Source organism: Mesorhizobium sp. B2-1-8 (assembly GCF_006442545.2).
Lineage (GTDB): Bacteria > Pseudomonadota > Alphaproteobacteria > Rhizobiales > Rhizobiaceae > Mesorhizobium.
The window spans coordinates 5,424,963-5,451,326 of the sequence record NZ_CP083952.1 but is presented as its reverse complement, the minus strand read 5'-3'; the positions used below and the strand labels follow the sequence as shown (position 1 = coordinate 5,451,326).

31 protein-coding genes are annotated in these 26,364 nt (G+C 63.2%); 19 read left to right on the top strand and 12 right to left on the bottom strand.

The features are described 5' to 3' along the window. The first annotated feature begins 94 nt into the window (after nt 1-94). From FJ970_RS26910 to FJ970_RS26900, 3 genes are all read left to right on the top strand, one after another. Entirely contained in the window at nt 95-703 is a 609-nt protein-coding gene (locus FJ970_RS26910; protein WP_140759920.1) for a cupin domain-containing protein, read from the top strand. Then, nucleotides 693-1,778, top strand: a complete 1,086-nt coding sequence (locus FJ970_RS26905; RefSeq protein WP_140759922.1) for an ABC transporter ATP-binding protein — start codon at nt 693-695, stop codon at nt 1,776-1,778. Before FJ970_RS26910 ends, FJ970_RS26905 begins: the two co-directional genes overlap by 11 nt. 140 nt (nt 1,779-1,918) lie before the next feature. Then, on the top strand, nt 1,919-2,200 hold the full coding sequence (locus tag FJ970_RS26900) for a hypothetical protein (protein ID WP_227791925.1): 282 nt from the start codon (nt 1,919-1,921) through the stop codon (nt 2,198-2,200). 29 nt (nt 2,201-2,229) lie between these two features. Here the strand turns inward: FJ970_RS26900 and FJ970_RS26895 are convergent, their stop codons facing one another. Next, the gene (locus tag FJ970_RS26895; RefSeq protein WP_140760064.1) at nt 2,230-2,934 is read right to left on the bottom strand and encodes an SOS response-associated peptidase; all 705 of its coding nucleotides are present in this window, start codon (nt 2,932-2,934) and stop codon (nt 2,230-2,232) included. Between the two features lie 166 nt (nt 2,935-3,100). On the opposite strand from FJ970_RS26895, the gene FJ970_RS26890 reads away from it, so the two are divergent. After that, nucleotides 3,101-3,454, top strand: coding sequence for a nuclear transport factor 2 family protein (locus FJ970_RS26890; protein WP_140759927.1), 354 nt, complete (start codon nt 3,101-3,103; stop codon nt 3,452-3,454). A 117-nt stretch (nt 3,455-3,571) separates the two neighbouring features. Next, the gene (locus FJ970_RS26885) at nt 3,572-3,925 is read left to right on the top strand and encodes an ArsC family reductase (RefSeq protein ID WP_140759929.1); all 354 of its coding nucleotides are present in this window, start codon (nt 3,572-3,574) and stop codon (nt 3,923-3,925) included. A gap of 45 nt (nt 3,926-3,970) precedes the next feature. On the opposite strand, the gene FJ970_RS26880 is transcribed toward FJ970_RS26885, so the two are convergent. The 3 genes from FJ970_RS26880 to FJ970_RS26870 are packed head-to-tail and all read right to left on the bottom strand — an operon-like array spanning nt 3,971 to nt 6,591. Then, nucleotides 3,971-4,327 (bottom strand): DUF488 domain-containing protein, encoded by a 357-nt coding sequence (locus tag FJ970_RS26880; protein ID WP_140759931.1) that lies wholly within the window; start codon nt 4,325-4,327, stop codon nt 3,971-3,973. An 18-nt stretch (nt 4,328-4,345) separates the two neighbouring features. Continuing rightward, nucleotides 4,346-5,602, bottom strand: a complete 1,257-nt coding sequence (locus FJ970_RS26875) for an aminopeptidase (protein ID WP_140759933.1) — start codon at nt 5,600-5,602, stop codon at nt 4,346-4,348. Then, the gene (locus tag FJ970_RS26870; protein WP_140759935.1) at nt 5,599-6,591 is read right to left on the bottom strand and encodes a LysR substrate-binding domain-containing protein; all 993 of its coding nucleotides are present in this window, start codon (nt 6,589-6,591) and stop codon (nt 5,599-5,601) included. The genes FJ970_RS26875 and FJ970_RS26870 overlap by 4 nt, the downstream gene beginning before the upstream one ends. Before the next feature lie 96 nt (nt 6,592-6,687). Here FJ970_RS26870 and FJ970_RS26865 point away from each other — a divergent pair, with 96 nt between their 5' ends. From FJ970_RS26865 to sbmA, 3 genes are all read left to right on the top strand, one after another. Next, nucleotides 6,688-6,906, top strand: coding sequence for a hypothetical protein (locus FJ970_RS26865; RefSeq protein WP_140759937.1), 219 nt, complete (start codon nt 6,688-6,690; stop codon nt 6,904-6,906). Between the two features lie 71 nt (nt 6,907-6,977). Beyond that, on the top strand, nt 6,978-8,138 hold the full coding sequence (locus FJ970_RS26860) for a YbfB/YjiJ family MFS transporter (protein WP_140759939.1): 1,161 nt from the start codon (nt 6,978-6,980) through the stop codon (nt 8,136-8,138). A gap of 113 nt (nt 8,139-8,251) precedes the next feature. Beyond that, entirely contained in the window at nt 8,252-9,511 is a 1,260-nt protein-coding gene (sbmA, locus tag FJ970_RS26855; RefSeq protein WP_140759942.1) for a peptide antibiotic transporter SbmA, read from the top strand. 29 nt (nt 9,512-9,540) lie between these two features. Here sbmA and FJ970_RS26850 read toward each other — a convergent pair whose 3' ends face one another. After that, a complete protein-coding gene (locus FJ970_RS26850) occupies nt 9,541-10,548 on the bottom strand; it encodes a polysaccharide deacetylase family protein (protein ID WP_140760066.1) in 1,008 nt (335 codons plus the stop codon). A gap of 190 nt (nt 10,549-10,738) precedes the next feature. Between FJ970_RS26850 and FJ970_RS26845 the strand changes: the two genes are divergently transcribed. Next, nucleotides 10,739-11,404 (top strand): tetratricopeptide repeat protein, encoded by a 666-nt coding sequence (locus FJ970_RS26845; protein ID WP_140759944.1) that lies wholly within the window; start codon nt 10,739-10,741, stop codon nt 11,402-11,404. Then, a complete protein-coding gene (gene der / locus FJ970_RS26840) occupies nt 11,401-12,831 on the top strand; it encodes a ribosome biogenesis GTPase Der (protein ID WP_140759946.1) in 1,431 nt (476 codons plus the stop codon). Before FJ970_RS26845 ends, der begins: the two co-directional genes overlap by 4 nt. Before the next feature lie 10 nt (nt 12,832-12,841). Here der and FJ970_RS26835 read toward each other — a convergent pair whose 3' ends face one another. After that, complete coding sequence (locus tag FJ970_RS26835) at nt 12,842-13,765, bottom strand: LysR substrate-binding domain-containing protein (protein ID WP_140759948.1); 924 nt, start codon at nt 13,763-13,765, stop codon at nt 12,842-12,844. Between the two features lie 116 nt (nt 13,766-13,881). Here FJ970_RS26835 and FJ970_RS26830 point away from each other — a divergent pair, with 116 nt between their 5' ends. From FJ970_RS26830 to FJ970_RS26800, 7 genes are all read left to right on the top strand, one after another. Further along, entirely contained in the window at nt 13,882-15,168 is a 1,287-nt protein-coding gene (locus tag FJ970_RS26830; RefSeq protein ID WP_140759950.1) for an MFS transporter, read from the top strand. A gap of 144 nt (nt 15,169-15,312) precedes the next feature. Then, the gene (locus tag FJ970_RS26825) at nt 15,313-16,491 is read left to right on the top strand and encodes a cell wall hydrolase (RefSeq protein ID WP_140759952.1); all 1,179 of its coding nucleotides are present in this window, start codon (nt 15,313-15,315) and stop codon (nt 16,489-16,491) included. Between the two features lie 257 nt (nt 16,492-16,748). Further along, nucleotides 16,749-17,150: an AtpZ/AtpI family protein gene (locus FJ970_RS26820; RefSeq protein WP_140759954.1), complete on the top strand. Its 402-nt coding sequence runs from the start codon at nt 16,749-16,751 to the stop codon at nt 17,148-17,150. Nucleotides 17,151-17,231: 81 nt separating this feature from the next. Beyond that, nucleotides 17,232-17,990, top strand: a complete 759-nt coding sequence (locus FJ970_RS26815) for a F0F1 ATP synthase subunit A (protein ID WP_140759956.1) — start codon at nt 17,232-17,234, stop codon at nt 17,988-17,990. Between the two features lie 80 nt (nt 17,991-18,070). Then, the gene (locus FJ970_RS26810) at nt 18,071-18,295 is read left to right on the top strand and encodes a F0F1 ATP synthase subunit C (protein WP_010914827.1); all 225 of its coding nucleotides are present in this window, start codon (nt 18,071-18,073) and stop codon (nt 18,293-18,295) included. A gap of 62 nt (nt 18,296-18,357) precedes the next feature. Continuing rightward, entirely contained in the window at nt 18,358-18,939 is a 582-nt protein-coding gene (locus tag FJ970_RS26805) for a F0F1 ATP synthase subunit B (RefSeq protein WP_140759957.1), read from the top strand. A gap of 10 nt (nt 18,940-18,949) precedes the next feature. Next, on the top strand, nt 18,950-19,441 hold the full coding sequence (locus tag FJ970_RS26800; RefSeq protein ID WP_140759959.1) for a F0F1 ATP synthase subunit B: 492 nt from the start codon (nt 18,950-18,952) through the stop codon (nt 19,439-19,441). Between the two features lie 317 nt (nt 19,442-19,758). Here the strand turns inward: FJ970_RS26800 and FJ970_RS26795 are convergent, their stop codons facing one another. Together FJ970_RS26795 and FJ970_RS26790 are read right to left on the bottom strand one after the other, a co-directional pair. Continuing rightward, on the bottom strand, nt 19,759-20,466 hold the full coding sequence (locus FJ970_RS26795) for a ribonuclease HII (RefSeq protein WP_140759961.1): 708 nt from the start codon (nt 20,464-20,466) through the stop codon (nt 19,759-19,761). A gap of 152 nt (nt 20,467-20,618) precedes the next feature. Further along, nucleotides 20,619-21,773: a PA0069 family radical SAM protein gene (locus FJ970_RS26790; protein WP_023771004.1), complete on the bottom strand. Its 1,155-nt coding sequence runs from the start codon at nt 21,771-21,773 to the stop codon at nt 20,619-20,621. A 150-nt stretch (nt 21,774-21,923) separates the two neighbouring features. Between FJ970_RS26790 and FJ970_RS26785 the strand changes: the two genes are divergently transcribed. Together FJ970_RS26785 and FJ970_RS26780 are read left to right on the top strand one after the other, a co-directional pair. Next, on the top strand, nt 21,924-22,451 hold the full coding sequence (locus FJ970_RS26785) for a glycosyltransferase (RefSeq protein ID WP_140759963.1): 528 nt from the start codon (nt 21,924-21,926) through the stop codon (nt 22,449-22,451). A gap of 143 nt (nt 22,452-22,594) precedes the next feature. Then, the gene (locus tag FJ970_RS26780; protein ID WP_140759965.1) at nt 22,595-23,569 is read left to right on the top strand and encodes a hypothetical protein; all 975 of its coding nucleotides are present in this window, start codon (nt 22,595-22,597) and stop codon (nt 23,567-23,569) included. Between the two features lie 146 nt (nt 23,570-23,715). Here FJ970_RS26780 and moaB read toward each other — a convergent pair whose 3' ends face one another. From moaB to FJ970_RS26760, 4 genes are all read right to left on the bottom strand, one after another. After that, nucleotides 23,716-24,270: a molybdenum cofactor biosynthesis protein B gene (gene moaB / locus FJ970_RS26775; RefSeq protein ID WP_140759968.1), complete on the bottom strand. Its 555-nt coding sequence runs from the start codon at nt 24,268-24,270 to the stop codon at nt 23,716-23,718. A 1-nt stretch (nt 24,271) separates the two neighbouring features. After that, nucleotides 24,272-25,159, bottom strand: coding sequence for a 4-(cytidine 5'-diphospho)-2-C-methyl-D-erythritol kinase (locus FJ970_RS26770; RefSeq protein WP_140759970.1), 888 nt, complete (start codon nt 25,157-25,159; stop codon nt 24,272-24,274). A 25-nt stretch (nt 25,160-25,184) separates the two neighbouring features. Next, nucleotides 25,185-25,370, bottom strand: coding sequence for a hypothetical protein (locus tag FJ970_RS26765; RefSeq protein ID WP_140759972.1), 186 nt, complete (start codon nt 25,368-25,370; stop codon nt 25,185-25,187). A gap of 83 nt (nt 25,371-25,453) precedes the next feature. Next, entirely contained in the window at nt 25,454-26,317 is an 864-nt protein-coding gene (locus FJ970_RS26760) for a S49 family peptidase (protein ID WP_140760068.1), read from the bottom strand. Nucleotides 26,318-26,364: the final 47 nt, after the last annotated feature.

The following is a 26,364-nucleotide window of genomic DNA, read 5'->3' as shown; positions in this document are numbered from 1 at the left end:
GGTATTCCGTCACGCACCCCTCAACCGTCTCGGCGCTGCGCGCCGATCCACCTTCTCCCACAAGGGGAGAAGGGAAAAGCAACGAGGGTCGACGATGGACGTACTGGACGAAGCCGCTTCAAAGCCGAAGGACGATGCCGACGTTCGCGTCGGCCGCCGCGTGCGGGCGTTGCGACTCGAGCGCCGTTTGTCACTGGCAGAACTGGCGGCAAAAACCGGCATATCGATCGGCGCGCTCAGCCAGATCGAGCGCGGCATGTCATCGCTGCGCGTCAAGGTGATCTGGCCGCTTGCCGCCGCCCTCGACATCGAGCCGTCCGCGCTGATCGCAGACGACGGCGATGCCGTCAATGATCTCTATTGCGTGCGGGCCGACAAGCGGCGTTCGATCCCCGTGAAGTCGGAAGGCATCGCCAAGGCGCTGCTATCGCCGCCCGGCGCCACGCTGACCGGCATGCTGGTGACGGTGGAAGCCGGCGGCGGCACGGCGGAAGCCTATGCGCATGCCGGCCATGAGTTCGGCTGTGTACTCGCGGGCGAAGTCGAACTGGTGGTGGATTCGACGAAATATTTGCTGAAGACCGGCGACAGTTTTGCTTTCAAAAGCACGCTTCTGCATGCGTTCCGCAATCCCGGCGGCGAGCAATGCCGGATAATCTGGGTCAACACGACCAAGCCCTCCGAGGTTCGCGATGGCGCCTGATCCCCTTGTGCGGCTGCAGGCGGTGTCGAAGCTATTTCCGGGCGGCATCGTCGGGCTCGATACCGTCGATCTCGACATCGTCGGTGGCGAATTCTTGACCCTTCTGGGCCCGTCCGGCTGCGGCAAGACCACCAGCTTGCGCGTCATCGCCGGCTTCGAAAGTCCATCGAGCGGCAAGGTGTTGCTCGATGACCGCGACATCACCGCGCTGCGGCCCTTCGACCGGCCGGTCAACACCGTGTTCCAGGACTATGCGCTGTTTCCCCATATGAACGTCGCCGAAAATGTCGGCTTCGGCCTGTCGCTGCGCAAGCTGGCCGGCGGTGAACAGGCAAGACGCGTTGCCGAGGCTCTCGACATGGTCGGCCTTGCCGACAAGCTTCGCGCCCGCGTCTCCGAATTGTCGGGCGGCCAGCGCCAGCGTGTGGCGCTTGCGCGTGCCATTGTCTGCGAGCCCCGCGTGCTCTTGCTCGACGAGCCGCTGTCGGCGCTGGACGCGCATTTGCGCGAACAGATGCAGGTCGAATTGAAGCGGCTGCAGTCGCGGCTCGGCACCACCTTCGTCATGGTCACGCATGACCAGACCGAAGCGCTGTCGATCTCCGACCGCATCGTCGTCATGAACAAGGGCCGTATCGAGCAGACCGCACCGCCGGCGACGCTTTATGACCGCCCCGCCACCAAGTTTGTGGCAAGTTTCATCGGCACCATGAACCTCCTGCAATCGCGCTTTGTCGGCAGCGATGGCGATCGCCTGCGTTTCACCGCTGGCGCCTTGCCGCTGGAAGCTGTCCCCGACAGCGGCGAGCGGCCCCGCGAGGGCGAGATGCGCACCATAGGTGTGCGCCCGGAGGATTTGCTGGCGGCCACCGAGGCCACGCCCGGCACGGCGCCTGCGCGGGTCAACAGCATCGTCTTCCATGGCCGCACGTTGCGGCTTCACGCGGAACTGGGGCAAGGCATGCCCGTTGTCATAGACGCGCCGCGCCAGGCCGAGGGCTTTCAATTCAGCGCCGGCGACGTGGCGCATATCAGCCTTCGCCGTGGCGCCAACTGCCCGGTCCTGCCCGGATAGTTGTTGGACGCCGCTATGGGGCGGATTCCTTCCAGCAACCCGGTTCTATGTGGCCATCGCCACAGAAACAAAAAGAACATTGGAATTAAGTAGGAATTGACTCCTCAAGGCCTGAACCGAGCAGCCGACCGCGCCGAAATGTGCAGACCTTGGGCCTCGCGCACGAAGTCGGGCAGCTCATTCGTGTCCGGTGCCGGAACTGCAACATCACGCGGCACTACCTGCCCGGCGACCTCGTCAAGCTGGTCGGCGACATTCCCTTTTGGGACGTCGAACGGCATATGCGATGCGAGCGATGTAAAGAGCGCGAGCTTGACGCAGGCATCGTTCTGCCCAGCGCTGCCGAACGTCTGAAAATTCGTGTCAGGCGCCTTGTCGAAATCCGCATGGTTCGCCGAGTGATCTGGCGAGACGATGATTGAAGGAGGGGCAGACAAGCTGATCCTGGGCCCTAGAAAAGAGACCCTTGGGCTGGCGCCTGCTGCGGGAACTTAATCTGTGTGGGTGGCTTCTCAACGATCACCAACGCGTCGTCGGGAGCCGTCCGCTGCAAATGCCGGGCTTCCGTCCACGGCGCTGTCAGCCAGGTCTCCGTCTCGTCCAGTGTGGTCAGGATCACAGGCATGGCCTTGTCATGGATTGGCGCGATGAGGGCGTTCGGCTTGGTTGTCATAAAAGCGTATAGTTCAAAGTCGCCTGGCCCATCCTTGACTTTTCGAACGCCCCGCCAGCGAGTCCAGAAACCAGCGAAGAAGAATAAAGACCGGTTTTCGTCACGGGCAAACCAGTAATTTCGCTGGATCCCTGTTTCCGGGTCCTTGTCGTTCGCGTTAGGGCTGGGTTCGGCAAAGCTGGTCACTGGCACGACGCACCTGTGTTCGATGCCGACATACTGTTGCCAGTGCGAATATTGCAGATTGCGAACGTTTGTGGTGCCGTAGTCGGCCTTTCCTTTCATACGCTCCGGAGGCGTTGGCAAACCCCAAAGCAGTTTTGCCAGCTCACGCTTTCCGTCTGATGAGTTACGAACGACTGGGCCGGGTTGATTGGGATAGATGTCGACGGAAGGTTCAAGGTTGCCAATGACGTCGCGCAGTGCGCGCGTCCATTGGCGGATCGCCTCTTGCGTCGTGGTGATATTGTAGAGGTTACACATGAGCCTAGAATTGCGGAATTGGCTTGTGTCTGCAACTGAAGTCGCTCTGCCGATGAGGATAGCAGGCATCCATCCTGACAGCGCCATGTCAGCTATCGAGCGGTCCGGCAGTGGTCGGCCAGCAGGCTGTTTCCTATTTCCAATGCGTCGAACAGGAGGAACACAAATGACCAACGCGGAAATTGCCAAGGATTTCACCGAGCTTCTCAAACAGGGTGACAACGAAGGCGCTGCTCAGAAGTACAATGCCGACGATATCGTCAGCTACGAAGCCATGGAGGGGCCGATGGCCGTCTGCCGTGGCAAGGCGGCCGTCAAGCAGAAGGGCCAGTGGTGGCAAGACAACAACGAAGTTCATGGCGGCTCGGTCGAGGGTCCCTACGTCAACGGCGACCAGTTCGCGGTGCGCTTCACCTTTGACATAACACCCAAGGCCACCGGCCAGCGTGTCACCATGGACGAGGTTGGCCTGTACACGGTCAAGGGCGGCAAGATCGCCGAGGAGCGCTTCTATTATTGAGCTACCGGGCCGGAACGATCGGCTTCCGGCCCACTTCGCGCCTACGATTTGCTGGCAATGCTGGAAGGGCGGTTTTAGGCTGTGGGCGGATTCGACTTTCAGCCAGAGGACCACGCTTTGACGACCACCATGTACGGCATCACCACCTGCGACACGATCAAGAAGGCGCGCGTCTGGCTGGAGAGCCATGACGTTCCCTATCGTTTCCACGACTATCGCGCCGAAGGGATCGAGGCAGACAGGCTGGATGGCTGGGTCGGCAAGGTCGGCTGGGAAAAGCTGCTCAACAAGGGCAGCACGACGTTTCGCGAACTGCCGGAGACGGACAAGCAAGGTCTCGACGAGAAGAAGGCGAAAGCGCTGATGCTGGCTAGGCCGACGATGATCAAGCGTCCGGTGCTGGAGATAGGAGACAGCATCCTGGTCGGGTTCAAGCCGGATGTTTATGAGGGGGCGGTGGGCGGGAAGTAGACCCGACTCTCACCCGCGCCGCGATCCTTCGCCGGCGTCTCGATGTTACGCGTTGGCTCGCAAATACCCCGCCAGCGCCACTGCGTTGTTATGCGCTTCGTCGTGGGCGCCATAGAGCAGCGTCACCTTGCCGTCGCCGAGCAGGGCGCGAAGTTGCGCCACCGCCTTTTCATTCCCGTCCAGCTCGCCACGGTACCGCTTCTGAAACTCCGCCCAACGCGCCGGCTCATGCCCGAACCATTTGCGCAGTTCGTCGCTCGGCGCGATCTCCTTCAGCCACAGCGTTAGCGCCGCATCCTTCTTGGCGACGCCACGCGGCCATATCCGATCCACCAGCACCCGCTGGCCATCGTCGTTGCCGGGTGCTTCATAGACGCGCTTGACTGCGATATCGAAGGCCATCACACCTCAACTGGCCTCTCAGGCCCACTCGCCCTTGCGCATCACTGGCACGCGGCTGCCATCCTTGGCGACGCCGTCAATGTCGATCTTGTCCGACCCGATCATCCAGTCGATATGGATAAAACTCTTGTTGCCGCCGCGCGCCGCGATTTCGTCCTGGCTGAGCGAGGCGCCGTCGACGAAGCACTTCGAATAGCACTGGCCGAGTGCGATGTGGCAGGCGGCGTTTTCATCGAACAGCGTGTTGAAGAACAACAGGCCGCTGGCCGAGATCGGCGAGGAGTGTGGTACCAGAGCCACTTCGCCGAGGCGACGCGCGCCTTCGTCGGTGTCGAGCACTTTCTTCAGCACGTCCTCACCTTTCGATGCCTTGGCGTCGACGATCCTGCCTTCCTCGAAGCGCACCGAGATGTCGTCGATCAGCGTGCCCTGGTAGGACAGCGGCTTGGTCGAGGAGACATGCCCCTCGACGCGCCTCGCATGCGGCGTGGTGAAAACTTCCTCGGTCGGGATGTTGGGGTTGCAGGTGATGCCGTTCTTGGCGGTCGAGGCGCCGCCCATCCACTCATGGCCATCCGCCAGCCCGACCATCAGGTCGGTGCCCGGGCCGGTGAAATAAAGCGAATGGAAATTATGCTCGTTCAGCCATTCGGTGCGGCCGCGCAATGCCGCATTGTGCGCCTTCCAGTTGGCGATCGGGTCCTCCACATCCACCCGCGAAGCGGCAAAGATGGCATCGGCGAGCTTGGCCACCGCGACATCGTCGGCGTCATCGGGAAAAACCTGCTTGGCCCAGGCCAGGTCCGGATAGGCGACGATGTTCCAGTTGATGTCGAAGCCGGTGATCTTCTCCAGCGCCGGCTGGTAGGCCATCGAATTGGCCTTGTTGGCACGCGCCACCTTGGCCGGATCCTGTGCCGACAGCAGCGAAGGATCCTCGCCGCGCACGGCGAGCCTCGCCGCATTGTTGGAAAAGGCCTTCGCCATGCCTTCATAGAGCCAGCCGGCGGCGCGGTCGAAGCCGGCATCGGCGCCAAAACGGTAGCGCGCCAGCGTCATCTCGTCATCGTTGAAGATCGGCGTGACCAGTCCGGCGCCGGCCTTGTAGGCATGCTCGACGATGCGCCTAGTCAGCGGCAGGGCCGCGATCGAGGAGGTCAGTACCAGGTCCTGTCCGGGCTGCAATTGCAGCCCGACCTTGACGGCGACCTCCGCCAGCCTGTCGAGCTTCACCGGGTCGATCGTTGCGGAAACGCCGCGCGAATGTGTGGTCATGATCCTGCCTGTCGTCGTGGGATGTCTGATTGAACATAGACCGGTGCCGCTGTGCTTTCCACCGCGATCGCGCCGCCGCGCTCCGCGACCGACGATCCGAACTGCGCCATCGTCGCCACGATCTCCTCCTTGATCCAGATTTTGAAGTCCCGGACCTTGCGGCTCTCGGCCTTGGTGGTGGAGGTCACCAGCCAGTAGCCGAGTCCGCTCTGGGCGCGGATTCCGAACGGCGCCACCAGCCGCCCATCGGCCAGCGCATCGGCCGTCAGCAATTGCCAGCCCAGCATCACGCCATGGCCCGCGATCGCCGATTCCAGGCATAGCATCGGATCGGTGAAGCGCGCGCCTTTCTGGAAGGTGACGGCTTGAACGCCGGCGGCCGCGAACCAGCTCTCCCAGCTGATCATCGCCCGCTCGTCGGTGATGGCGCAGGTCTGCGCAAGGTCGCCGATCGACTTCAGTTTTCTTGCAATGCCAGGTGCGCAGACCGGGAAGACTTCCTGCGCCAGAAGCAGCTCCGCCTTTCCACCCGGCCATTTGCCGTCGCCAAGCCGGATGGCAATGTCGATGTCCGAGTGATCGAGATTGGCCAGTCGCACCGAAGCATCGATACGCAACAGCACGTTGGGATGCCGGTCGAAGTGCCGCGACAGCCGTGGCAGCAGCCATTTGGAGGCAAAGGCAGGAGCTGCCGAAACGACCAATGTGCATTGGGTGGCCTCGTCGGCCAGTGCCACGGCTTGGGCAAGCTCGCGAAATCCAGCGCCAAGGCGGGCCGCGAAGATGGCGCCGAATTCGGTCAGGACGAGACCGCTTGTCGTACGCTCGAACAGGGCCTGGCCGAGTTGCTTTTCGGTACGGCTGACCTGCTGGCTGACGGCGCTGACGGAAACGTTGAGTTCGCTGGCGGCCGCCGCGAGCGAGCCGAGACGGGCGACGGTTTCCACGGCGCGAAGGCCGTTGAGATGAACGCGGTTGAGCATGGCCATTTGAGATTTTCTAAACCGATCCGGTCGAAATCTCAATTGAAAGAGATATCGAAACGGCGAACTTTATCGATGGAGACAGGCCCCATGGAGCCGGAAATGCTGAGCATGTTGTCGTCGCTGAAGGTCCTGTTCGCCAGCACTTCGTCGGATGACGCGCGCATCGATACGCTGAGCTGGCTGACCGATCCGCTTGCCCATCCCGCGCTGGATGCGATGTCGGAGCGCGAGCTCGGCGATGTGCCGTTCCGCTTGACGGCGCGCCGGACCGTGCATGAGATCGTTTCACTGAATGCCGGTTGCGGCGGGCGCTGCTGAGCGCGCGATCCGGCACTGGCCCAACACAAGGCGGATTGTTTCACCCGCCCGCACATTTATTGTGCACTGCAATGACATCGGCCGCATCGACAGCGCTGCGTTACGCCTTCGCCGGCATGATCGCCATGGCCGTCGCCATGGGCATCGGCCGCTTCGTCTACACGCCGATCCTGCCCGGCATGATGGAGGAACTGCATCTGTCGCCGGCCGATGCCGGCTGGATCGCCTCGGCCAACTATCTCGGCTACCTCGTCGGCGCGTTGGTGGCGGCGGGCAACTGGGCGCATGGACGCGAGCGGTTGCTGATGCTGGCCGCCCTCGGTGCCAGCGCCGTTCTGGCCGCCTTGATGGGGCTGACCGACGCCATGGCCGCCTTTCTCGCCATCCGTTTTCTGGCCGGCCTGGCCAGCGCTTTCGTCATGGTGTTCATGGCCAGCATCGTTTTCAGCCATATCGCTGCGGCCGGGCGCGGCGACCTGCAGGCCTGGCATTTCGGCGGGGTTGGCCTCGGCATCGCGATATCGGCGGCGATGATGGCCGTGCTGGTCACCGAACACGCCGGGTGGGCGCAGGGCTGGCTGTGGTCGGGCGCGATTTCGGCTTGCGGCTTCGTCGCCGTGGCGTTGCTGGCGAACCAAGGTCCGCTCACCAATGGCGAAGCCCTCCATGAACCGGGGCTGCCGAAAGACCGGTCGCTGATCAAGGTGATCGTCGCCTATGGCCTGTTCGGTTTCGGCTACGTTGTGACGGCGACCTTCCTCGTCGCCATCGTCCGCCAGGGCGGCGGCAGCCGTGTCTTCGAGGCCGTAGTGTGGATGGTTGCCGGCCTTGCGGGTTTGCCTTCGGTCTGGCTGTGGCAAAAGTTAGCGGGGCGGATCGGGCTCTATGCCGCCTATGCCTTGGGATGCTTCGTCGAAGTTGTCGGCGTTACCGCGAGCGTCGCCGCCGGCGGCCGCACGGGGCCGCTGCTTGGGGGCGTGCTGCTCGGCGGCACCTTCATTGCCATCACGGCACTGGGCCTCCAGGCGGCGCGGCAGCAGGCGCCGGGGTCGCCCCGGCGCGTCTTTGCCCTGATGACCGCCTCCTTCGGTCTTGGCCAGATCACCGGCCCGATCGCGGCCGGGCTTCTGGCCCAGGCGTCGGGCGATTTCTTCCTCGCCTCGATCGTCGCCGCGGCCGTCCTGGTCGTCTCCGGCGCCGTCACATGGTCGGCCGCGCCAAAATCGCCATGATTGTGGTCTTGCTCTGCGCCTGAGATCGGGCAGGCATTTTCTTTCCCTCTAATGTGTGACCTTATGCCCGCCGAACCCACCTGATTTGCGCATAGATCGAGGAATTCGCCACAGTGTTCGTATCCTTCTTCCCGCAGCCGAAGCTCTTCTTCTCTTCGGCCGCCATCTGGAGCCTTGCGGCGATTCTGTTCTGGTTTTTCGGTGGCGAGCAGCTAGGCGCTGTCTTCGGTCTGCCGCCTGCCGCCGCCGGCGCACCTCCGATCATCGGCATCGCCGCGCTCGTGTCGAAGCCATTCCTGTGGTTCTACGTTTACTTTGCATTTGGAGTGGCCGTCTTCTACGGCTTCTGGCGCATCTACGCGCCGCACCCGTGGCAGAATTGGTCTATCCTTGTAGCCGCCTTGATCCTGTTCTTAATTTATTTCAATGTGCAAATCAGCGTTGCTGTCAACGATTGGTACGGCCCGTTCTTCGACTACATTCAGGGACTGATTTCCAAATCGATCGAATCGACCAATGCCGAGTTTTACGCCCGGCTGGGCACATTCGCCTGGTTGGCGCTGGTCGGTATGAATGTCAGCGTGGTCAATGCCTTTATCGTCAGCCACTGGATCTTCCGCTGGCGGATGGCGATGAACGACCACTTCATGACGAACTGGACCAGACTGCGCCACATCGAGGGCGCCTCTCAGCGCGTTCAGGAAGACACGATGCGTTTTGCCCAAATCATGGAGGATCTCGGCACCAGCTTCGTGCAGTCGATCATGACGTTGATCGCGTTCCTCCCGGTGTTGATCAGGCTTGAGGCTCACATCAGCGAATTGCCAATAGTCGGCGCTATTCCTCATCCCCTTGTGGTTGCCGCCATCGCCTGGTGCGTGTTCGGAACCATTTCAGTCATGATCGCCGGTCTGAAACTGCCCGGCCTCCAGTTCCGCAACCAGCGCGTCGAGGCAGCTTATCGCAAGGAGCTGGTCTATGGTGAGGATCATGCCGACCGTGCTCAACCGATTACGACGACAGAACTTTTCAACAATGTTCGCCGAAATTACTTTAGGCTATATTTTCATTACATCTATTTCAATGTGGTTCGTTACACTTATTTGCAAGCCGACAATATCTTCTCATTCTTTGTCATGGGGCCATCGATCGTGGCGCACCGGATAACGCTTGGCGTCCTGAACCAGATACCGAATGCTTTTGGCAGAGTGACGGGATCGCTGCAATTCCTGCTGACGTCTTGGTCGACCATCGTCGAATTGCAATCGGTCCACAAGCGGCTGCGCGCCTTCGAGGCGACGCTGCAGGGCGAACCGCTGCCCGATATCGACCAGCGCTATCTGGCAAGGGAGGGGGCCGAGGACCCGGCCTGAGCTTGGGTTTCTTCGAACGGGTTGGCGGTTCAGCCGCCAACCGCTGCCTGCTTCTGGACGCCATCCTGCCGCGAAATATAGTCGCGAAAACTGATGCATTCGACATCTGATTTGACGCAGACCTCGCCGGCAAAGCGTTCCAGCGCATTCCAGTAGGCGCCGTCATTCATCAGCGTGAAATGGAAGCCGAGTTCCAGCGGAATGCGCTTGCCCTGATATTGTGCTTCGAACGCAGTGCGAAACGCCTGATAGGTGCGGTCGGCGAACTCGCCGGCCTTGCTCGGCCGCTCGAAACCGGCGGAATGCCTGACATAGAGATTGTAATCCATGGCGATCACCGGGCGCGATGTCGGTCCCTCCGGGATCTGCGGCAGGGAAAAACGGGTGATGCCGCCGATGGTCGGCGGCAGGGCAGGGCCTTTTGAAACGCCGCTGGCATCGAACTGATAACCGGCTGTCGGCAGCGCCTCGTAGAGCGCCTTGCCTGTCGACAGATACGGCGCCCGGAAACCCACCACCGTATGCCGCGCGAAATCACGCCAGCCCTCGGGTTCGGGCGCAATGCCGTTGATCGCATAGGCGTCCTCGAGAATGTGCTCGAATGAGGCGAACTCTTTCAGCCAGTCGGCCTTGGTCCAGTCCTTGCCATCGAAATGGCCGCAGGCGTGGCTGGCGATGTCGTGGCCCTCATGGGCGGCGAGGCCGATCTGTTCCAGCCGCTCGGCCACTTCCTGCCTGGAGGCGGCAAAGCCGATGTTGGATTTGCCCGCGCTCTTGCCCGGCGCGGTGTATTGGCCGCGTGTCTCGGGCGACAGCAGGAAGACGCATGACAGGAAATACGTGAAATGCGCGCCGGTGCGCTGGGCCAGCGCCCGGCTGCGCTTCCACTGCGAGATGTCGCGCGCGCTGTCGAAGGAGATGATGACGACCTGCTTCGGCCTTGCCGGTGCTGGTGGCGCGGGCGGATCGGCCAGGGCCGCGCCGGCGGTGGCGAGCGAGGCAAGCGAGAACGCAACAACGCGGGACAAACAAGGCATCGGCAATCTACGGCTCCGGGTGACCGGCAAGCCGGCTATCGCGCAAATGTGGCGCCGGTGCGATCGGGTTTTCGTGGGTTTGCCCCGGCAATAGCCGATTTTCCGCTCGAACCCCTTCCATGCCGACAAAATTTCGCTAAAACGCGGGCTCATGAACCGCCCCGGCCCGGGGCAGGAATGGTTTTGATTGATGTCCGACGACAGTTTTATCCGTGAAGTCAATGACGAGATGCGTCGCGAGCAGGCGCAGAAGCTGTGGGACCGTTTTGGCCCGGCCTTGCTCGTGATTGCCGTCCTGGTGGTGCTCGGCACCGCCGCCTTCGTCGGCTATCGCTATTGGGACGAGACGCGCGCCAACCGCTCCGGCGATGCTTTCTCGCAGGCGCTGAAGCTTGCCAATGATGGCAAGAGCGATGACGCGCTGGCCGCGCTCGATCAGCTGGAAAAGGATGGCTACGGCGCCTATCCGCTGCTCGCCCGCATGCGCGCCGCGACCGTCAAGGCCAACAAGGGCGACGTCGATGCCGCCGTCAAGGATTTCGACGATGTCGCCTCCGACACCGCCATCCCCCAGGGCCTGCGTGACATGGCGCGGCTGAGGGCGGCGCTCCTGCTCGTCGATCACGGCTCCTTCGCCGATGTGTCGAGCCGGGTCGAGGCGCTGACATCGGACACCAACGCGCTGCGCCACAGCGCGCGCGAGGCGCTCGGGCTTGCCGCCTGGAAGGAAGGCAAGACCCAGGACGCGCTGAAACTGTTCGACCAGATCGCCTCCGATGACGGCGCCCCGCGCAACGCGCGCGAGCGGGCGACCTTGATGTCCGAACTGATCCGCGGGTCGGGCAGTGCGTCGTGACCTTCAAAGTCGCCATCATCGGCAGGCCTAACGTCGGCAAATCGACGCTTTTCAATCGGCTTGTCGGAAGGAAGCTGGCGCTTGTCGACGACACGCCGGGCGTCACCCGTGACCGCCGTGTCCATGCCGCCAAGCTTTACGATCTGCATTTCGATGTCATCGACACCGCGGGCTTCGAGGATGCCGGCGCCTCGACCCTGCCGGGTCGCATGCGCGCGCAGACCGAAATCGCCATCCGCGAGGCGGATCTGATCTTCTTCACGGTCGACGCCAAATCCGGCCTGCTGCCGGATGACAGGACCTTTGCCGAGATCGTGCGCAAATCCGGCAGGCCTGTCGTGCTGGTCGCCAACAAGGCCGAGGCAAAGGGCGCGCAGGGCGGCATGCTGGAAGCCTGGGAGCTCGGGCTTGGCGAGCCGATCCCGGTTTCGGCCGAGCACGGCCAAGGCATGCCCGACCTTCGCGACGCAGTCATCGAAGCCCTGGGCGAGGCTCGGGCTTTCGGCGAGGATGAAGACGGCGACGACGAAGAAGCCGCCGCCAGCGAAGTGCTGATCGGCGAGGACATCGCCGATCCGGATGCCGAGCCGGCCTATGACGACACCAAGCCGATGCGCATCGCCGTCGTCGGCCGGCCGAACGCCGGCAAATCGACGCTGATCAACGCACTGATCGGCGAGGAACGGCTGCTGACCGGACCGGAGGCGGGCATCACCCGCGATTCCATCTCCGTCGACTGGGACTGGCGCGGCCGCCGCATAAAACTGTTCGACACGGCCGGCATGCGCCGCAAGGCCAGGATCCACGAGAAGCTGGAAGTGATGTCGGTGCAGGATGGCTTGCGCGCCATCCGCTTCGCCGAGATCGTCATCATCGTGCTCGATGCCACCATTCCCTTCGAGAAGCAGGATCTGCAGATCGCCGACCTGATCATCCGCGAGGGCCGGGCGCCGGTGATCGCCTTCAACAAATGGGACCTCATCGACAACCCGCAGGAGCTGTTGGCCGAATTGCGTGAGAAGACCGAGCGGCTCTTGCCGCAGGCGCGCGGCATTCAGGCCGTGCCGGTCTCGGCCGAGACCGGACGCGGCCTCGACAAGCTGATGGATGCGGTGCTGAAGACGCACAAGGTCTGGAACAGCCGTGTTTCGACCGGCAAGCTCAACCGCTGGCTCGAAGCCATCCTGACGCATCATCCGCCGCCCGCTGTCGCCGGGCGCCGGTTGAAGGTCAAATATGTCACCCAGGCCAAGACGCGGCCGCCGGGCTTCGTGGTCCAGTGTTCGCGGCCGGATGCGATGCCGCAAAGCTATGTCCGTTATCTCTCGAACAGCCTGCGCGAAGCCTTCGACATGCCGGGCGTGCCGATCCGCATCGCGTTGAGGACGTCCGACAACCCCTTCGCCGGCCGGGCGAAGAAGCGCTGAGGCTGAACGCTTAAGCGACTTTCAGCAGCAGGTTCTCTTTCATCTCGGCGCCCTCGGGCAACGCCTCGAACGCCGATTGCACCAGGATGTCGGCCAGCCGCGCCGCGACCGGATCGAGCTCGGCATCCTTCTGATGCAGGTGCAGCGCCATCTTGGGCAGCGGCGGCAGTCCGAGCACTCCGGGCGCGAGCGCCCTGACATTTGCGGGCAGGCCGATATCGGTGCGGATCGTCAGCCCGAGGCCTGCCGCCACCGCCGCCCATATGCCGCCAAGACTGGGGCTGGAGAACGCCATGCGCCATGGGCGCCCGGCACGATCCAGCGTCTCGGTCGCCACGGTGCGCAGCAGGCAAGGCGCCTCGAACACCACCAGTTGCAGCGCCTCGTCAGTCTGGGGGCCTGCCTCCATCGGTTTCGCCGGGCCGATCCAGCGCGCCTGCACGTCGGCGACATGCCGGCTGTATGGCAGCGTCGTGCCATCATGCCAGGCGAGCGCGATGTCGAGGTTGCCGGAAAGAACACGCTCGGCCAATTCGTGGCTGCGCCCGATCCGTGCTTCGATCCGAACCTTGGGATGGGCGCGGGCGAAGCGCCCAAGCACTTCCGGCAACACGGCCTCGCCGAAATCCTCCTGCAGGCCGAGCCGCACCCAGCCCTCCAGTTCGACGTCGCGGATGGCCAAGGCTGCCTCGTCATTGAGCTCGATCAGGCGCCGCGCATAGCCGAGCATCGTCTCGCCGGCTTCGGTCAGTGACAGGCCGCGCCCCGCCTTGCGGAAGATCGGCGTGCCGGCCTGCTCCTCCAGTTTCTTCAGCTGTGCGCTGACGGCGGAGGTCGAGCGGCCAAGCCGTTCGGCTGCCCTGGCGAAACTTCCGAGCTCCATGCCGGTGACGAAAGTCCTCAGCACGTCGAGATCGAATGTGACGCGTCGCATGGTATCGTCCTTATTTTCAGGATTATTGATCAAAAACTTCCTGATTTTATGGATGAAGCTATGGCGCTACATCCCTCCCGTCAAGGCCGCTCGACCGGCGTCACGGGAATGGAACCATGTCTGCCACCGTCATTCGCAACGATTGCCAGCCATCTGGGCGAGGCGCTGCCGCCACCGCTGCCGGCCGGACCTTCGGGCCCAACCATCGCTGGAAGGTCCTGGGCATAGGGGTTGCCGCGAACGCCGGCTTTTCGGCCACTTTCTCCGGCATACCGGCAACGGCGGTCGTGCTTCGCCAGGGCTATCATTTGAGCAATGCCGAACTCGGCCTGGCGCTTGGCCTGCTCGGGCTGGGCGTTGCGCTCAGCGAACTGCCATGGGGTCTGCTTACCGACCGCTGGGGGGATCGCCGCGTGCTTCTGATCGGCCTTGGCGCGACGGCGGCGTGGCTGCTTGCGATGGCGATGCTCGTCGTGCCGACAAGCTCAGGCATTCCCGATGTCATGCTGCTGGCGGCAAGCCTGCTCGTCACGGGACTGCTCGGCGGCAGTGTCAACGGCTCGAGCGGCCGCGCCATCATGGCCTGGTTCCGGGAGAGTGAGCGCGGCTTTGCCATGAGCATCAGGCAGACGGCGGTGCCGCTCGGCGGCGGCCTCGGCGCGCTTGTCCTGCCTTCGCTTGCCCTGGCTTTTGGTTTTGCCGCGGTGTTCGGGCTTCTGGCGGCGGCATCCGCTCTCTCGGCACTGTTTGCCTGGCGTTGGCTGCACGAACCGCCGACAGCGGGTGAAGGTCACGCTGTCTTGTCTGATGGACCGGCGCCGTTGCGCAACGTCGAGGTCTGGCGCATCTCGACCGCGATCGGCCTGCTTTGCTTTCCGCAGGTGGCGGTCCTCACTTTCGCGCCGGTGTTCCTGCACGACTTCACCGGACTTGGCACGACGGCGATCAGCGCGAGCCTTGCCGCCGTACAGGTCGGCGCCATGGGCATGCGCGTGTGGAGCGGCCGCTTTACCGACCGCCACGGCAACCGCCGTCAGTTCCTGCGCTTGTGCAGTGCGCTGAGCGCGTTGGCCTTCGTGATGCTCTGGGTGCTGGTTCTGGCCGTTCCCGCAATGCCAGGCAGCCAATCCTTTCTGATCGCTGTCCTGCCCTTGGTGCTTGTCGTCGCCGGCATCTCGGTCTCCGCCTGGCATGGCGTTGCCTATACCGAGCTTGCCACGCTGGCCGGTGCCGGCCATGTCGGAACGGCACTCAGCCTTACCAACAGCTTTGTCTTCGTCGGCTTCTTCCTGGTTCCGGTGGCCATTCCGGGGCTACTGCACCTCTGGTCATGGCCCGGCGTCTGGCTGTCGGCCGCCGCCTGCGCCCTGGCCGCCTGGCCGATCTTCCTGAGGCGGACCTGAGCGCTTCCGCCGCAAAACCGCCCGACTTCGAGCCTCGACCTCCAACCGAATGGGAAAACCCGACCGATCCCGTTAACGTCCCATCAAGGTTAATGCATCATTTTGCTCTCCAGTGGGGTCAGTTGCGTTCCTGGAGAGAGTTCCGTGCATCGACGTGTGTTGAAGCGGCTGATCGCCGCCGCCGGTGAGAAACGCAGCCTTGTGTCTCCGTTCATCATCGGTCTCGGCATCTGGATCGGCTTCCCGACCGTCGCCGCCTACCAGGACATGACAAGCCTCGTTTCCGGCCTCGAAGCGCCGACGCGCTGGAACTCCTATGTCGAGAAATCGGTCGCCGGTTCGGTCCACGCGGCCGAGATGCCGTTCGTCGATTCCGACGTCACCGGCTCGATCTCGGGTTCCGGCGTTCGCCTTCCCGGTATCGGCTCCGTCTCGTTCCGTGGCAAGGGCGGCAAGGTCAGCGGGTCGCCCGACGAGGATCGCGTCGTGCGCGCCGACAAGAAGGGCCGCATCGTCCAGGTCTCTCCGGTGGCACCGCCGAAGAACTTCAATGCCGGGTCGATCTTCCAGCGGACCTCCTCGCTGATGCGGCCGAGCATGGACAGCGACCTGAAAATGGCCTTCGCCAAGCCTCAGATCAAAGGCAAGGAAATCCAGATCGCCGCCGCATTCCACGCGCGTGAGGACAAGAAGCCGGATCCCGGCGTACCGGCCATGCTTGCCGCCCTGGTCAACAACGACCATCCCGATGTGCTTGCGACCGCCTATGCGCAATCCGCGCCGGACTATGCCAAGGCCTCCCCCTTTGAAGCTCTGCTCCAGGACGAGCAGCCCAACAGCGGCCGCTTCATTCCGCCGATGGCCAAGGGCGATCACGCCTGGATCCAGAATCCGCTTCCGGCCAGCGTCTTCTCCAAGCCGGAGCAGAAATGCCTGGCCAACGGCATCTATTTCGAGGCACGCGGCGAAGCCGTGCGCGGTCAGGCCGCCGTTGCCCAGGTGATCCTCAACCGGGTCCGCAATCCCGCCTATCCCAATTCGATCTGCGGCGTCGTCTACCAGAACGACAGCTGGTTCAACCGCTGTCAGTTTTCGTTCGCTTGCGACGGCAGAAAGAAGCGCATCGACAATCCTGACGCCTACAAGACCGCGCAGGATGTCGGCATGGCCGTCACCGCCGGCAAGATCTTCATTCCGGAAGTAGGATCGTCCACCCACTATTATGCCAACTATGTCCATCCGGGCTGGGCGCGCACGATGCAGAAAATGACCAAGATCGGCCTGCATATCTTCTACCGGACCTATGGCGGCGGCTGGAGCTGAGTGGCCTGCTGCTCACCGCTCTCTTTGGTCGGTTGCACCGTCGATCGGAGAGCCATTGCCTGGGGGATTCGCGCGGCGCACCACCCCGATCGCAAAGGGCACGATGTCGCACCTTTCTAATCCATTGATTCTGCTATCTAAAATACCCGGTACGGAAGTTCCGCCCGTGGCTTGACGGGCGCAAACCCTCTAACTATGTTGCCGGCGACTTTAGAAGCGGACGGACGGTGACGGTCTGCCCGGGCAGGGGGGTTGCGATGGCCGAAAAAAAAGGGCCAGACGGAACCGGAGAAACCGGCCGCGGCAAAGAGCATGACCCCGAAATCCGCGACGACGATCTTGAGCGCCGTCGGCGTGAACTTGGAGCATCGCTTGCGACAAGGCTGCCGAACCGGCTCGAGGGGAAAGACGACGCGAAACCAGTGACCGGATACGGTCAGGCGATCAAACTATCCAGCGAGTTTATCGCCGGGGTGGTGGTGGGCGCCGGCATCGGCTGGATCATCGACCGTATGGCGGGGACATCGCCGTGGGGTCTGATCGTTTTCCTGCTGCTTGGTTTTGGCGCCGGCGTGCTCAATGTCATGCGTTCGGCTGGCGTTGTGGCGGAATTCGGACAAGGTGCGAAGCCGCGCCGTGACCGGGACGACAGCAAATGACCGCCTTCAGGCGGCATTTGGAAATAGCCGCTCATGCGGCAATGGTAATTTAGCCGTACGCGGCATTGACGGGGTTTGAACGTGGCAGCTGACAAGGTCGATCCGATCCACCAGTTCCATATCATCAAGCTGGTTCCGATCGAGATCGGCGGCTTTGATCTGTCTTTCACCAATTCCGCCCTGTTCATGGTCGCGACCGTGGTCGTTGCCGCTGCATTCCTGCTTCTGACGACGTCGAGCCGCAGCCTGGTGCCCGGCCGGCTGCAGTCGGTTTCCGAGATGGCTTACGAGTTCGTCGGCAATATGCTGCGCGATGCCGCCGGCACGCAGGGCATGAAATTCTTCCCCTTCGTATTCTCGCTGTTCATGTTCGTGCTGGTCGGCAATCTGCTCGGCCTGTTCCCCTATTTCTTCACCATCACCAGCCACATCATCGTCACCTTCGGTTTGGCCATCATGGTGATTGGCACCGTGATCGTCTATGGTTTCATGAAGCACGGCCTTGGCTTCCTGAAGCTTTTCGTGCCGAAAGGCGTGCCCCTCTTGATGATGGTGCTCGTCGTTCCGATCGAGGTGATTTCCTTCGTGTCGCGCCCGGTCAGCCTCTCGGTTCGTCTGTTCGCGAACATGCTCGCCGGCCACATCACGCTGAAGGTGTTTTCAGGGTTTGTCGTGAGCCTCAGCGCGCTGGGCGCACTTGGCATTGCGGGTTCGATCCTGCCGCTGGCCATGGCGGTGGCGTTGACGGCGCTCGAATTGCTGGTGGCGGCCTTGCAGGCCTACGTCTTTGCGGTGCTGACCTGCATGTACCTGAACGACGCCCTGCACCCCAGTCACTAAATTTCACCAGTCACTAAATTTCACCGGCGCGTGACGCCAACTACAAACTGCAACGACAACGGAACCACAAGGAGTTTGACATGGAAGTAAATGCAGCAGCTGCAATCGGCGCCGGCATCGCTTGCCTGGGCATGGGTGGCGCGGGCATTGGCCTCGGCAACATCTTCGGCAGCTATCTCTCGGGCGCGCTGCGCAATCCGTCGGCTGCCGATGGTCAGTTCGGCCGCCTGATCTTCGGTTTCGCCGTGACCGAAGCCCTGGGCATCTTCTCGCTCCTGATCGCGCTTCTCCTGGTGTTCAAGTAAGAACCACGGGCTGACGAAGGGGGGCGCATAGTGCGACCTTACCTTATGGACAGGGGAATGAGATGTTTGTGACATCTGCCTTTGCGCAAGAGACCGCGCCCGCCGCGACGGAAGGCGACACGCACTCCGGCACCGGCGTGCCTGCCGAGGCGCACGGCACGTTCCCGCCATTCGATCCGGCGACGTTTCCGTCGCAGCTTCTGTGGCTGGCGGTCACTTTCGGGCTGTTCTACCTCTTCCTGAAGAGGGTGGTGATGCCGCGCGTCGGCGGCATCATCGATGTTCGCAACGACCGCATCAGCCAGGATCTCGACCAGGCAGCCAAATTGAAGGGCGAGGCCGATGCTGCAGTTGCTGCTTACGAGCAGGAACTGGCGGAAGCCAAGAAGAACGCGAACTCGATCGGCCAGCAGGCCAGCGATGCGGCCAAGGCGGAAGCCGAGACCGCGCGTAAGAAGATCGAGGCCGCGCTCGACGCCAAGCTTGGCGAGGCCGAGGCACGCATTGCTTCCATCAAGGCCAATGCCATGAAGGAAGTCGGCGGCATCGCCGAGGACACCGCTTCGGCGATCGTCGAGGCACTCGTTGGCGGCAAGGCCAGCAAGGCCGAGATCGCGGCCGCGGTCAAATCCGTGGCCCGGTGAGGAGCGCATCATGGACGCTACATCTCTCGCAACGCTCTGGGCCACGATTGCCCTGATCATCTTCCTGGCCATCGCCGTCTACATCAAGGTGCCCGGCATGATCGCCAAGGCGCTCGACGCCCGCGCCGCCAGGATCAGCAGTGAGCTCGACGAGGCACGCAAGCTGCGGGAAGAAGCCCAGCAACTGCTCGGCCAGTACAAGAAGAAGCGCAAGGAAGCCGAGCAGGAGGCTGCCGACATTGTCGCGGCCGCCAAGCGCGAGGCCGAACTGCTGGCCGCCGATGCCCACAAGAAGACCGAGGACTACGTTGCCAGGCGCACCGCGCTTGCCGAACAGAAGATCGGCCAGGCCGAGCGCGAAGCGATCGGCGAAGTGCGCGCCAGCGCCGTCGACATCGCTGTCGAGGCGGCACGCGCATTGCTCGGCGCCAAGGTTGACGCCAAGGCCGGAGCCGACCTGTTCAAGTCCGCGCTCCAGGATGTGAAGGCCAAGCTGAACTGAGCTGACGACACCGAGTAAATCAAAGCCGCCTGGGAAACCTGGCGGCTTTTTTGTTGTGCGGTGCGTCAACGGGGCAATCTACCTGCTCGTCGGGGAGATGCCCGGCAGGGCAGAGGGGGCGCAAAGGATCGCCAGCGGTTTGATTTTCATCCGCCGCATAGAGTGAAATTTACCGAGGAACCTGGGCGCGACCGATTGACCGATTGATAGGCTGGCGGGACAGCGCCCCCCTCTGTCCTGCCGGACATCTCCCCCACAAGGAGGGAGATCGGCCGACACCGCTGCTTTCGCCAAACTCCAAGAAATAGCGTCGTCGCTCAGTCCAGCCCGGCGAAGCTTTCTTCTTCTTCTTCTTCTTCCATCACCTCGGCGCCACCCAGCCGGAACGGCGCAAACGAGGTGCGATGCAGCCGCGCCACCGGCCCATGCGCCTCGATTGCCGTGCGGTGCCGGACCGTGGCGTAGCCCATATGGACTTCGAAGCCATAACGATCGTGATGATTGCCGCAGCCGCACATCATGCGGTCGCGCATGACCTTGGCCACGATCGAGGCTGCAGCGATCGATTGCGAGCGCTGGTCGCCCTTGATCAGCGCGCGGCCCTCGCAGGGCAGTCCTGGCGGCACGTCGCGCCCGTCCGCGAGCGCGAGTTTCGGTTGAACCGACAGTCCGACCAGGGCGCGGCGCATCGCTTCCAGGCTGGCCTTGAGGATGTTGCTGCCGTCTATGCCCTCGGCGCTGATCGAGGCCATGGAAACTGCCTGGGCAGTGTCAAGAATGCGCAGGAACAGCGCTTCACGCTGCAAATGGCTAAGCCGCTTGGAATCGTCGAGCCCTTCGGGAATGTTGGCGGGGTCGAGTACCACTGCCGCGGCGACGACCGGCCCGGCCAACGGACCACGGCCGGCCTCGTCCATCCCCGCAACCGGCCACAGACCATCGACCATCGCCTTCGTCTCGAAGGAGAAATCGGGCTTCTCGACGATTTCGAAGAGAAGCGGAGAATCAGAACGCGCGCGAGCCATGTTGCGGCGAGGTTCGCATCGGCTCCGATTCTCCGCAAGTCCCTCCGGGTCGGGTGGGGCGCCGGACCGGGAGGGCACCGTCTGCAGGCCGGGGCAGGCCGGACGGGATTTTTTCGCCACGGCGGCAATAAACAGCCGCGGCGATTGTCGGTTCAGAGCAGCATCAACTGCTCCTGGTCCTTGCCGGCGGCGACGAACTGGTCGGTCCGCAGCGTGCGTCGTTCGGCATTGAGGCCGAGCCGCTTGGCGGTGATCTCGAAGCGCCGGCCGATCTGCCAGGCATAGGGTCCGGCGCCCTTCATGCGCTTGCCCCATTCCGAATCGTAGTCCTTGCCGTCGCGCATCGAACGGATCAGCGACATGACGTGACGATAGCGGTCGGGATAGTGGCGCAGCAGCCAGTCCTTGAAGATCGGGCTGACCTCCAGCGGCAGGCGTAGCACCACATAGCCAGCCTCGCGCGCACCGGCATGGTGTGCCGAGTCGAGGATGCGTTCCATCTCTTGGTCAGTCAGGCCGGGAATGATTGGCGCCACCATCACCGAAGCGGGGATACCGGCATCCGAAAGCTGCCTGATAGCCTCCAGCCGCTTGGTCGGCGTCGAGGCGCGGGGTTCCATCGTCCTGGCCAGCATGCGGTCGAGCGTCGTCACCGACAGCGCCACCTTGGCGAGCCCGCGCTCGGCCATGCGCGACAGAATGTCGATGTCGCGCACCACCAGGGCCGACTTGGTGACGATGCCGACCGGATGACCGCGCGCCTCCAGCACTTCGAGGATTTCGCGCATGATCCGGTACTGCTTCTCGATCGGCTGGTAGGGATCGGTGTTGGTACCGATGGCGATGGTGCGCGGCTGGTAGCCGTCCTTCGACAACTCCTTGTCGAGCAGGCGTGCCGCGTCCGGCTTGGCAAACAGCTTGGATTCGAAATCCAGGCCCGGAGACAGGCCCATGAACGAGTGCGTCGGCCGCGCGAAGCAATAGACGCAACCGTGCTCGCAGCCGCGATAGGGATTGATCGACCGGTCGAAGGAGATGTCGGGCGATTCGTTGCGGGTGATGATGGTGCGCGGCTTCTCCACCTGCACCTCGGTCTTGAACGGAGGCAGTTCCTCCAGCGAACTCCAGCCGTCGTCGAAGACATGCCGGCTGACGGGTTCGAACCGGCCGGATGGATTGATGCCTGCCGACCGGCCACGATTGCGGTCCGGACGGACCCGCATGCCACTCTGCTCAATCATGGCGTTGGCCATCTCGGCCCGTCCTGCTCCGAAGGCCGCAATGTCGGCGCGCATGATCGGTTCCATCTTCGCCCGCTCCCAGGGACTGTCCATGTTGTGTCGAATCGCTCTGCTCATGAAATTATTCCTATTTTGTCGATGAGAACAAAGCAAGAACTTTCTATGGTGCGCTGCAAAAACTGGCGTCGGTCAACGCTTTCCGCTATTCGGCTCACGATGCTTAGTGTTCTCATTGAAACGCATAATGACGAGGAGGGGCTCGTCCGCACGCTGGCGACGCTGATTGGCGGCGCGGTCGAGGGCGTGGTGCGCGAGGTCGTCGTCTGCGACACCGGCTCCACCGACCACACGCATCGCGTCGCCGAGCATGCCGGCTGCCACTATGTGGGGAGCGGCGGCATCGCCGCCGGCATCCGCCAGGCCAAGGGTGACTGGCTGCTGTTTCTCGAACCGGGTGCGAGGCTGGTAGAGGGCTGGATCGACGCGGTCGTCGCCCATACGGCCAGGCAGACCATGGCCGCCCGGTTCTCGCGAGCGCGGGGCAGCCGTCCGCCGTTCCTGGCCCGGGTCTTTTCGGGCAACCGTGCTTTGGCCGACGGGCTGGTGATCAGCAAGCGCCAGGCCGCTTCCTTGTCGAAAAGTGCCGGCAGCGCCGAGGCGCTGGCGCGCGGCCTGGCGACAAGGAAACTCGACGCCGAGATATGGGCGGCGCCGCCGAAGCACGGGCACCGCGCCTCGAAATGATTTTTTGCAACTGCTCTGTCCATTGTGCGTTGCACAAAGACTGACGCGGAGGTAGCCTTACGACGAGGTGGGTGAGTTGGGTTCGGGTCATGCCGCGCGGTAGCCGGTGCGGCATCGGTGGCGCCGTCACAGCCGAGGATCCAATGAAGCTTTCGATTCCTGACAAATCCGGCACTGCCAGTATCGAGGCCATCGCGCGCAATGGCAGCCTGCTGCGGCGCATCGCCGTGCGCGTTCCGACCTATTTCGCGGACCTGCGCGAAAACCCTGCCTGGCTGCCGATGTTCGTGCTGGCGCGCACCATGCCCGGGCGCCGCATGCACTGGCTGGGCGCAAAACGCGCTCGTCCGGTCGACAATGCGGGAAACACGATGTTTGCGGGTGTCGAGCGGAGCACGGTGGTCGATGCGCTACGCTCCCAAGGCCTGTTTTCAGGGCTCGTCCTGCCGGCTGTGATCCATGAAGAGATCGCGCGTTTCGCGGGGCGCACGCCTTGTTTCGGCAATTTCGACCGCCGCCTCGAATTCATGCCGGGCGAGCACGCCGAAGCCGAGAGACGATTGGGCCGCTCGTTGCTCAGCGGGCACTATTTCGAACGCATCCTCGACTGCCCGGCGGCACTCGCCGTACAGCGCGATCCGCTGCTTCTCGACATCGCCGCACATTATCTCGGCGCTCAGGCCAGACTGATCACAACGCGCGTCTGGTGGAGCTTTCCAACTGGCCAGGCCTCGGAAGCCGACAAGAACCTTGCCTCGCTCGGCAAGTATCATTTCGACCTCGACGACTGGCGGATGCTGAAATTCTTCTTCTATCTCAAGCCCGTCGACATCGATACTGGCCCGCACGTCTATGTCAGGGCCAGCCACAACAAACGTGCCATAAAGCATCAGCTCACCCTTCTCGTCGGCCATCCCGCCAAGGAGGTGCTGGACGTTTATGGCGAGCAAAGCCCGGTCACCCTGACCGGGGAGGCGGGTCTCGGCTTCGTCGAGGATCCCTTCGGTTTCCATATGGGCACGGTGCCGGCGCGCACGCCGAGGCTGATGATGGAAGTCGGCTTCGGTGTTTCGCGTCCCTCGCGTCGGCGCTTTCATGGCGAACCGGTCATTCGCTGAAAGCTGATTGTCTGAGGCCGTCTTTCTTGTCGTGACAGCTATATGGCCGTTTCACGAGAAGGTACTTTCCTCCAACATCCGGTTTGGAGTGACCTTTCGAAGACGCCGGTGCCGTTCCACCTTGTAAACGGTGCGTGCCTCGACTCTTATGGAGCGGTCTTCCCGCGCCGCAGATGTTCGTCCAGGCGCGGCATGATCTCGACGAAGTTGCAGGGCATGTGCCGGTAGTCGAGCTGTGCCTCGATGATGCCGTCCCAGGCATCCTTGCAGGCGCCGGGCGAGCCCGGCAGCACGAAGACGAAGGTGGCGTTGACGACGCCGCCGGTCGCCCGGCTCTGGATCGTCGAGGTACCGATCTTGTCGTAGGAGATGCGATGGAACACTTCCGAAAAGCCATCCATGCGCTTTTCGAAGATGGGCTCCAGCGCTTCGGGCGTCACATCGCGTCCGGTGAAACCGGTTCCGCCGGTGGTGATCACGACGTCGATGGCCTTGTCCCGCGACCACGCCAGAACGGTGTCACGGATTTTTTCGCGGTCGTCGGTGACGATGTCGCGGCCGGCCAGGATGTGGCCGGCCCCGGTGATGCGATCGGCCAGCGTCTGGCCGGATTTGTCGTCGGCGAGGCTGCGTGTGTCGGAAACCGTCAGCACCGCGATGCGCACCGGAATGAAGGCACGGCTCTCGTCAATCCTGGCCATCTCACTCAGCCTCCGATGCCATGCTGCGCGTTGCCGCGACGAACCAGTCGGGCTGGCGGCTGCGGATCTCGGCCGCCGCGCGCTTGGCGACATTGCCGGTCTCGAACAGGCCGAAGCATGTCGCGCCCGATCCGGACATTCGCGAAAACCCTGATCCGGCCTTATCAAGCCATGAAAGCGCCCTGCCTATGGCGGGCCGCATCGCAAGGGCCGCAGGTTCGAGATCGTTGCGGGTGATCTCCAGCCAGTTGCGCAGGCTGTGAAACTCGATGCTGCGCGGCAGCGGCGGCAGTGGCTCATTGTCGCGACGGGACAGTGCAGCGAAGATTTCCGCCGTCGAGACCGGTGTGCCCGGATTGACCAGCACCAGACCCAGCGCCGAAAAATCCGGCACCATCGACAGCTCCTCACCGATGCCGCGCGCCAGCAGCGGCTTTGCCGCCAGGCACATCGGCACATCGGCGCCAAGCGAGAGGCCGATCCGCGCCAGCTCGGCGTTGTCGATGTCCAGGCCCCAGCTGTCTGCCAGCCCGCGCAGCACGGCCGCCGCGTCGCTCGACCCTCCGCCTACGCCGGACGCGACCGGAAGGTTCTTTTCGAGCCTGATGGTCACGGGCGGCGTGCTCCGAGGACCAGCGGCCTGCCGTAACGCGTCGCGTGCCTTCAGCACCAGATTGTCGCCATCGAGCGGAACGTCCGGCGCGTAGCGGCCGGACACGCTGAAATCGTCGCCTTCAGCCGGCGCGATCTCGATCCTGTCGCCAAAGCGCGTGAACACGGCCAGGCTTTCGATGAGATGATAGCCGTCGGGGCGCCTGCCTGTGACGTGCAAGGCAAGGTTTATCTTGGCGGGTGCCGCCCATGTCCGGACACGCGGACCGGATTGCACAGTCTCGATCGCGAGTGAAATGAGGTCAGTCCTTGGCCAGCCGGTATTCGCCGGTCTTCGGATCCTTGACCAGCGTTCCCATCGTGCCGTTGGCCGCTTGTTTTTCGGTGCGCCGCACCTTGGCCGTCACGCGCTCGGCCTCGCGCACGAAAGTGCGGTAGCCGAAATAGGCGGCGATGCCGACGACGGCGAAGAAAATGAGCTGTGGCATGTCCAAACTCCTACCACGCTGGGCCGGTAAGGGCGGCCGGTCGGGTCTTTCGGGCAACCATGCTAGACGCTTTCATGGCTTTTTCAAAGCCCGAAGCGCGCCCACAATGCGCGCTCTTCCGCCGCATCGATGACGCCACTGGCCGCCGCGGCGGCGATATCGGGCGCTGAAAAGCCCATGCTCGAGCCGAACAGGCCGAAGCGGCCCAACAAACCACGCGGCGCTGTTATCAGCCTGAGTTCGGTCTTCGGACCGAAGCGGGTCTTCAGCACCGTACGCATGTCGCCAAGCGCATCGACGAGGCCAAGTTCCAGGCCTCTCTTGCCGGTCCAGAACAACCCGGTGAACAGGTCCGGATCGTCCGCCAGCTTCGTGCCGCGCCGCTCCTTGACCAGGTCGATGAAGGTCTCGTGCACTTCGAGCTGCAGCACCTTCAGCCGCTCGACGTCTTCCTTCTTCTCGGGCTTGAACGGATCGAGCACCGCCTTGTTCTGGCCGGCGGTGTGGACACGGCGCTCGACGCCGATCTTCTTCATCAGTTCCGGGAAACCGAACGAGGCCGACACCACGCCGATCGAACCGACGATGGAGGAGGGGTCGGCGAAGACCTCGTCGCCGGCGACAGCGATCATGTAGCCGCCAGACGCCGCGACATCCTCGACGAAGACAAGCACCTTTTTGTTCTTCTCGACCGCAAGGTCGCGAATGCGCTTGAAGATCAGCCGCGACTGCACAGGGGAGCCGCCGGGGGAGTTGATCGAGATCGCGACCGCGGGCGCGTCGAAGGAAAACGCCTTTTCGATCAGTCCGGCGGTGGACGCAAGCGACAGGCTCGGCCGGAACAGACCGCCGCCGGCCATGATGGTGCCGTGCAGCCGGATGACCGGAATGGTGACGACGGTGGAGCGCCAGGACTTCGGCAGCAGACGGTTGAAAAGACGTTTCACGATGACGTGGTCTCCGGCGATGGTTGCAGGCATGTAGGGATTTCCCG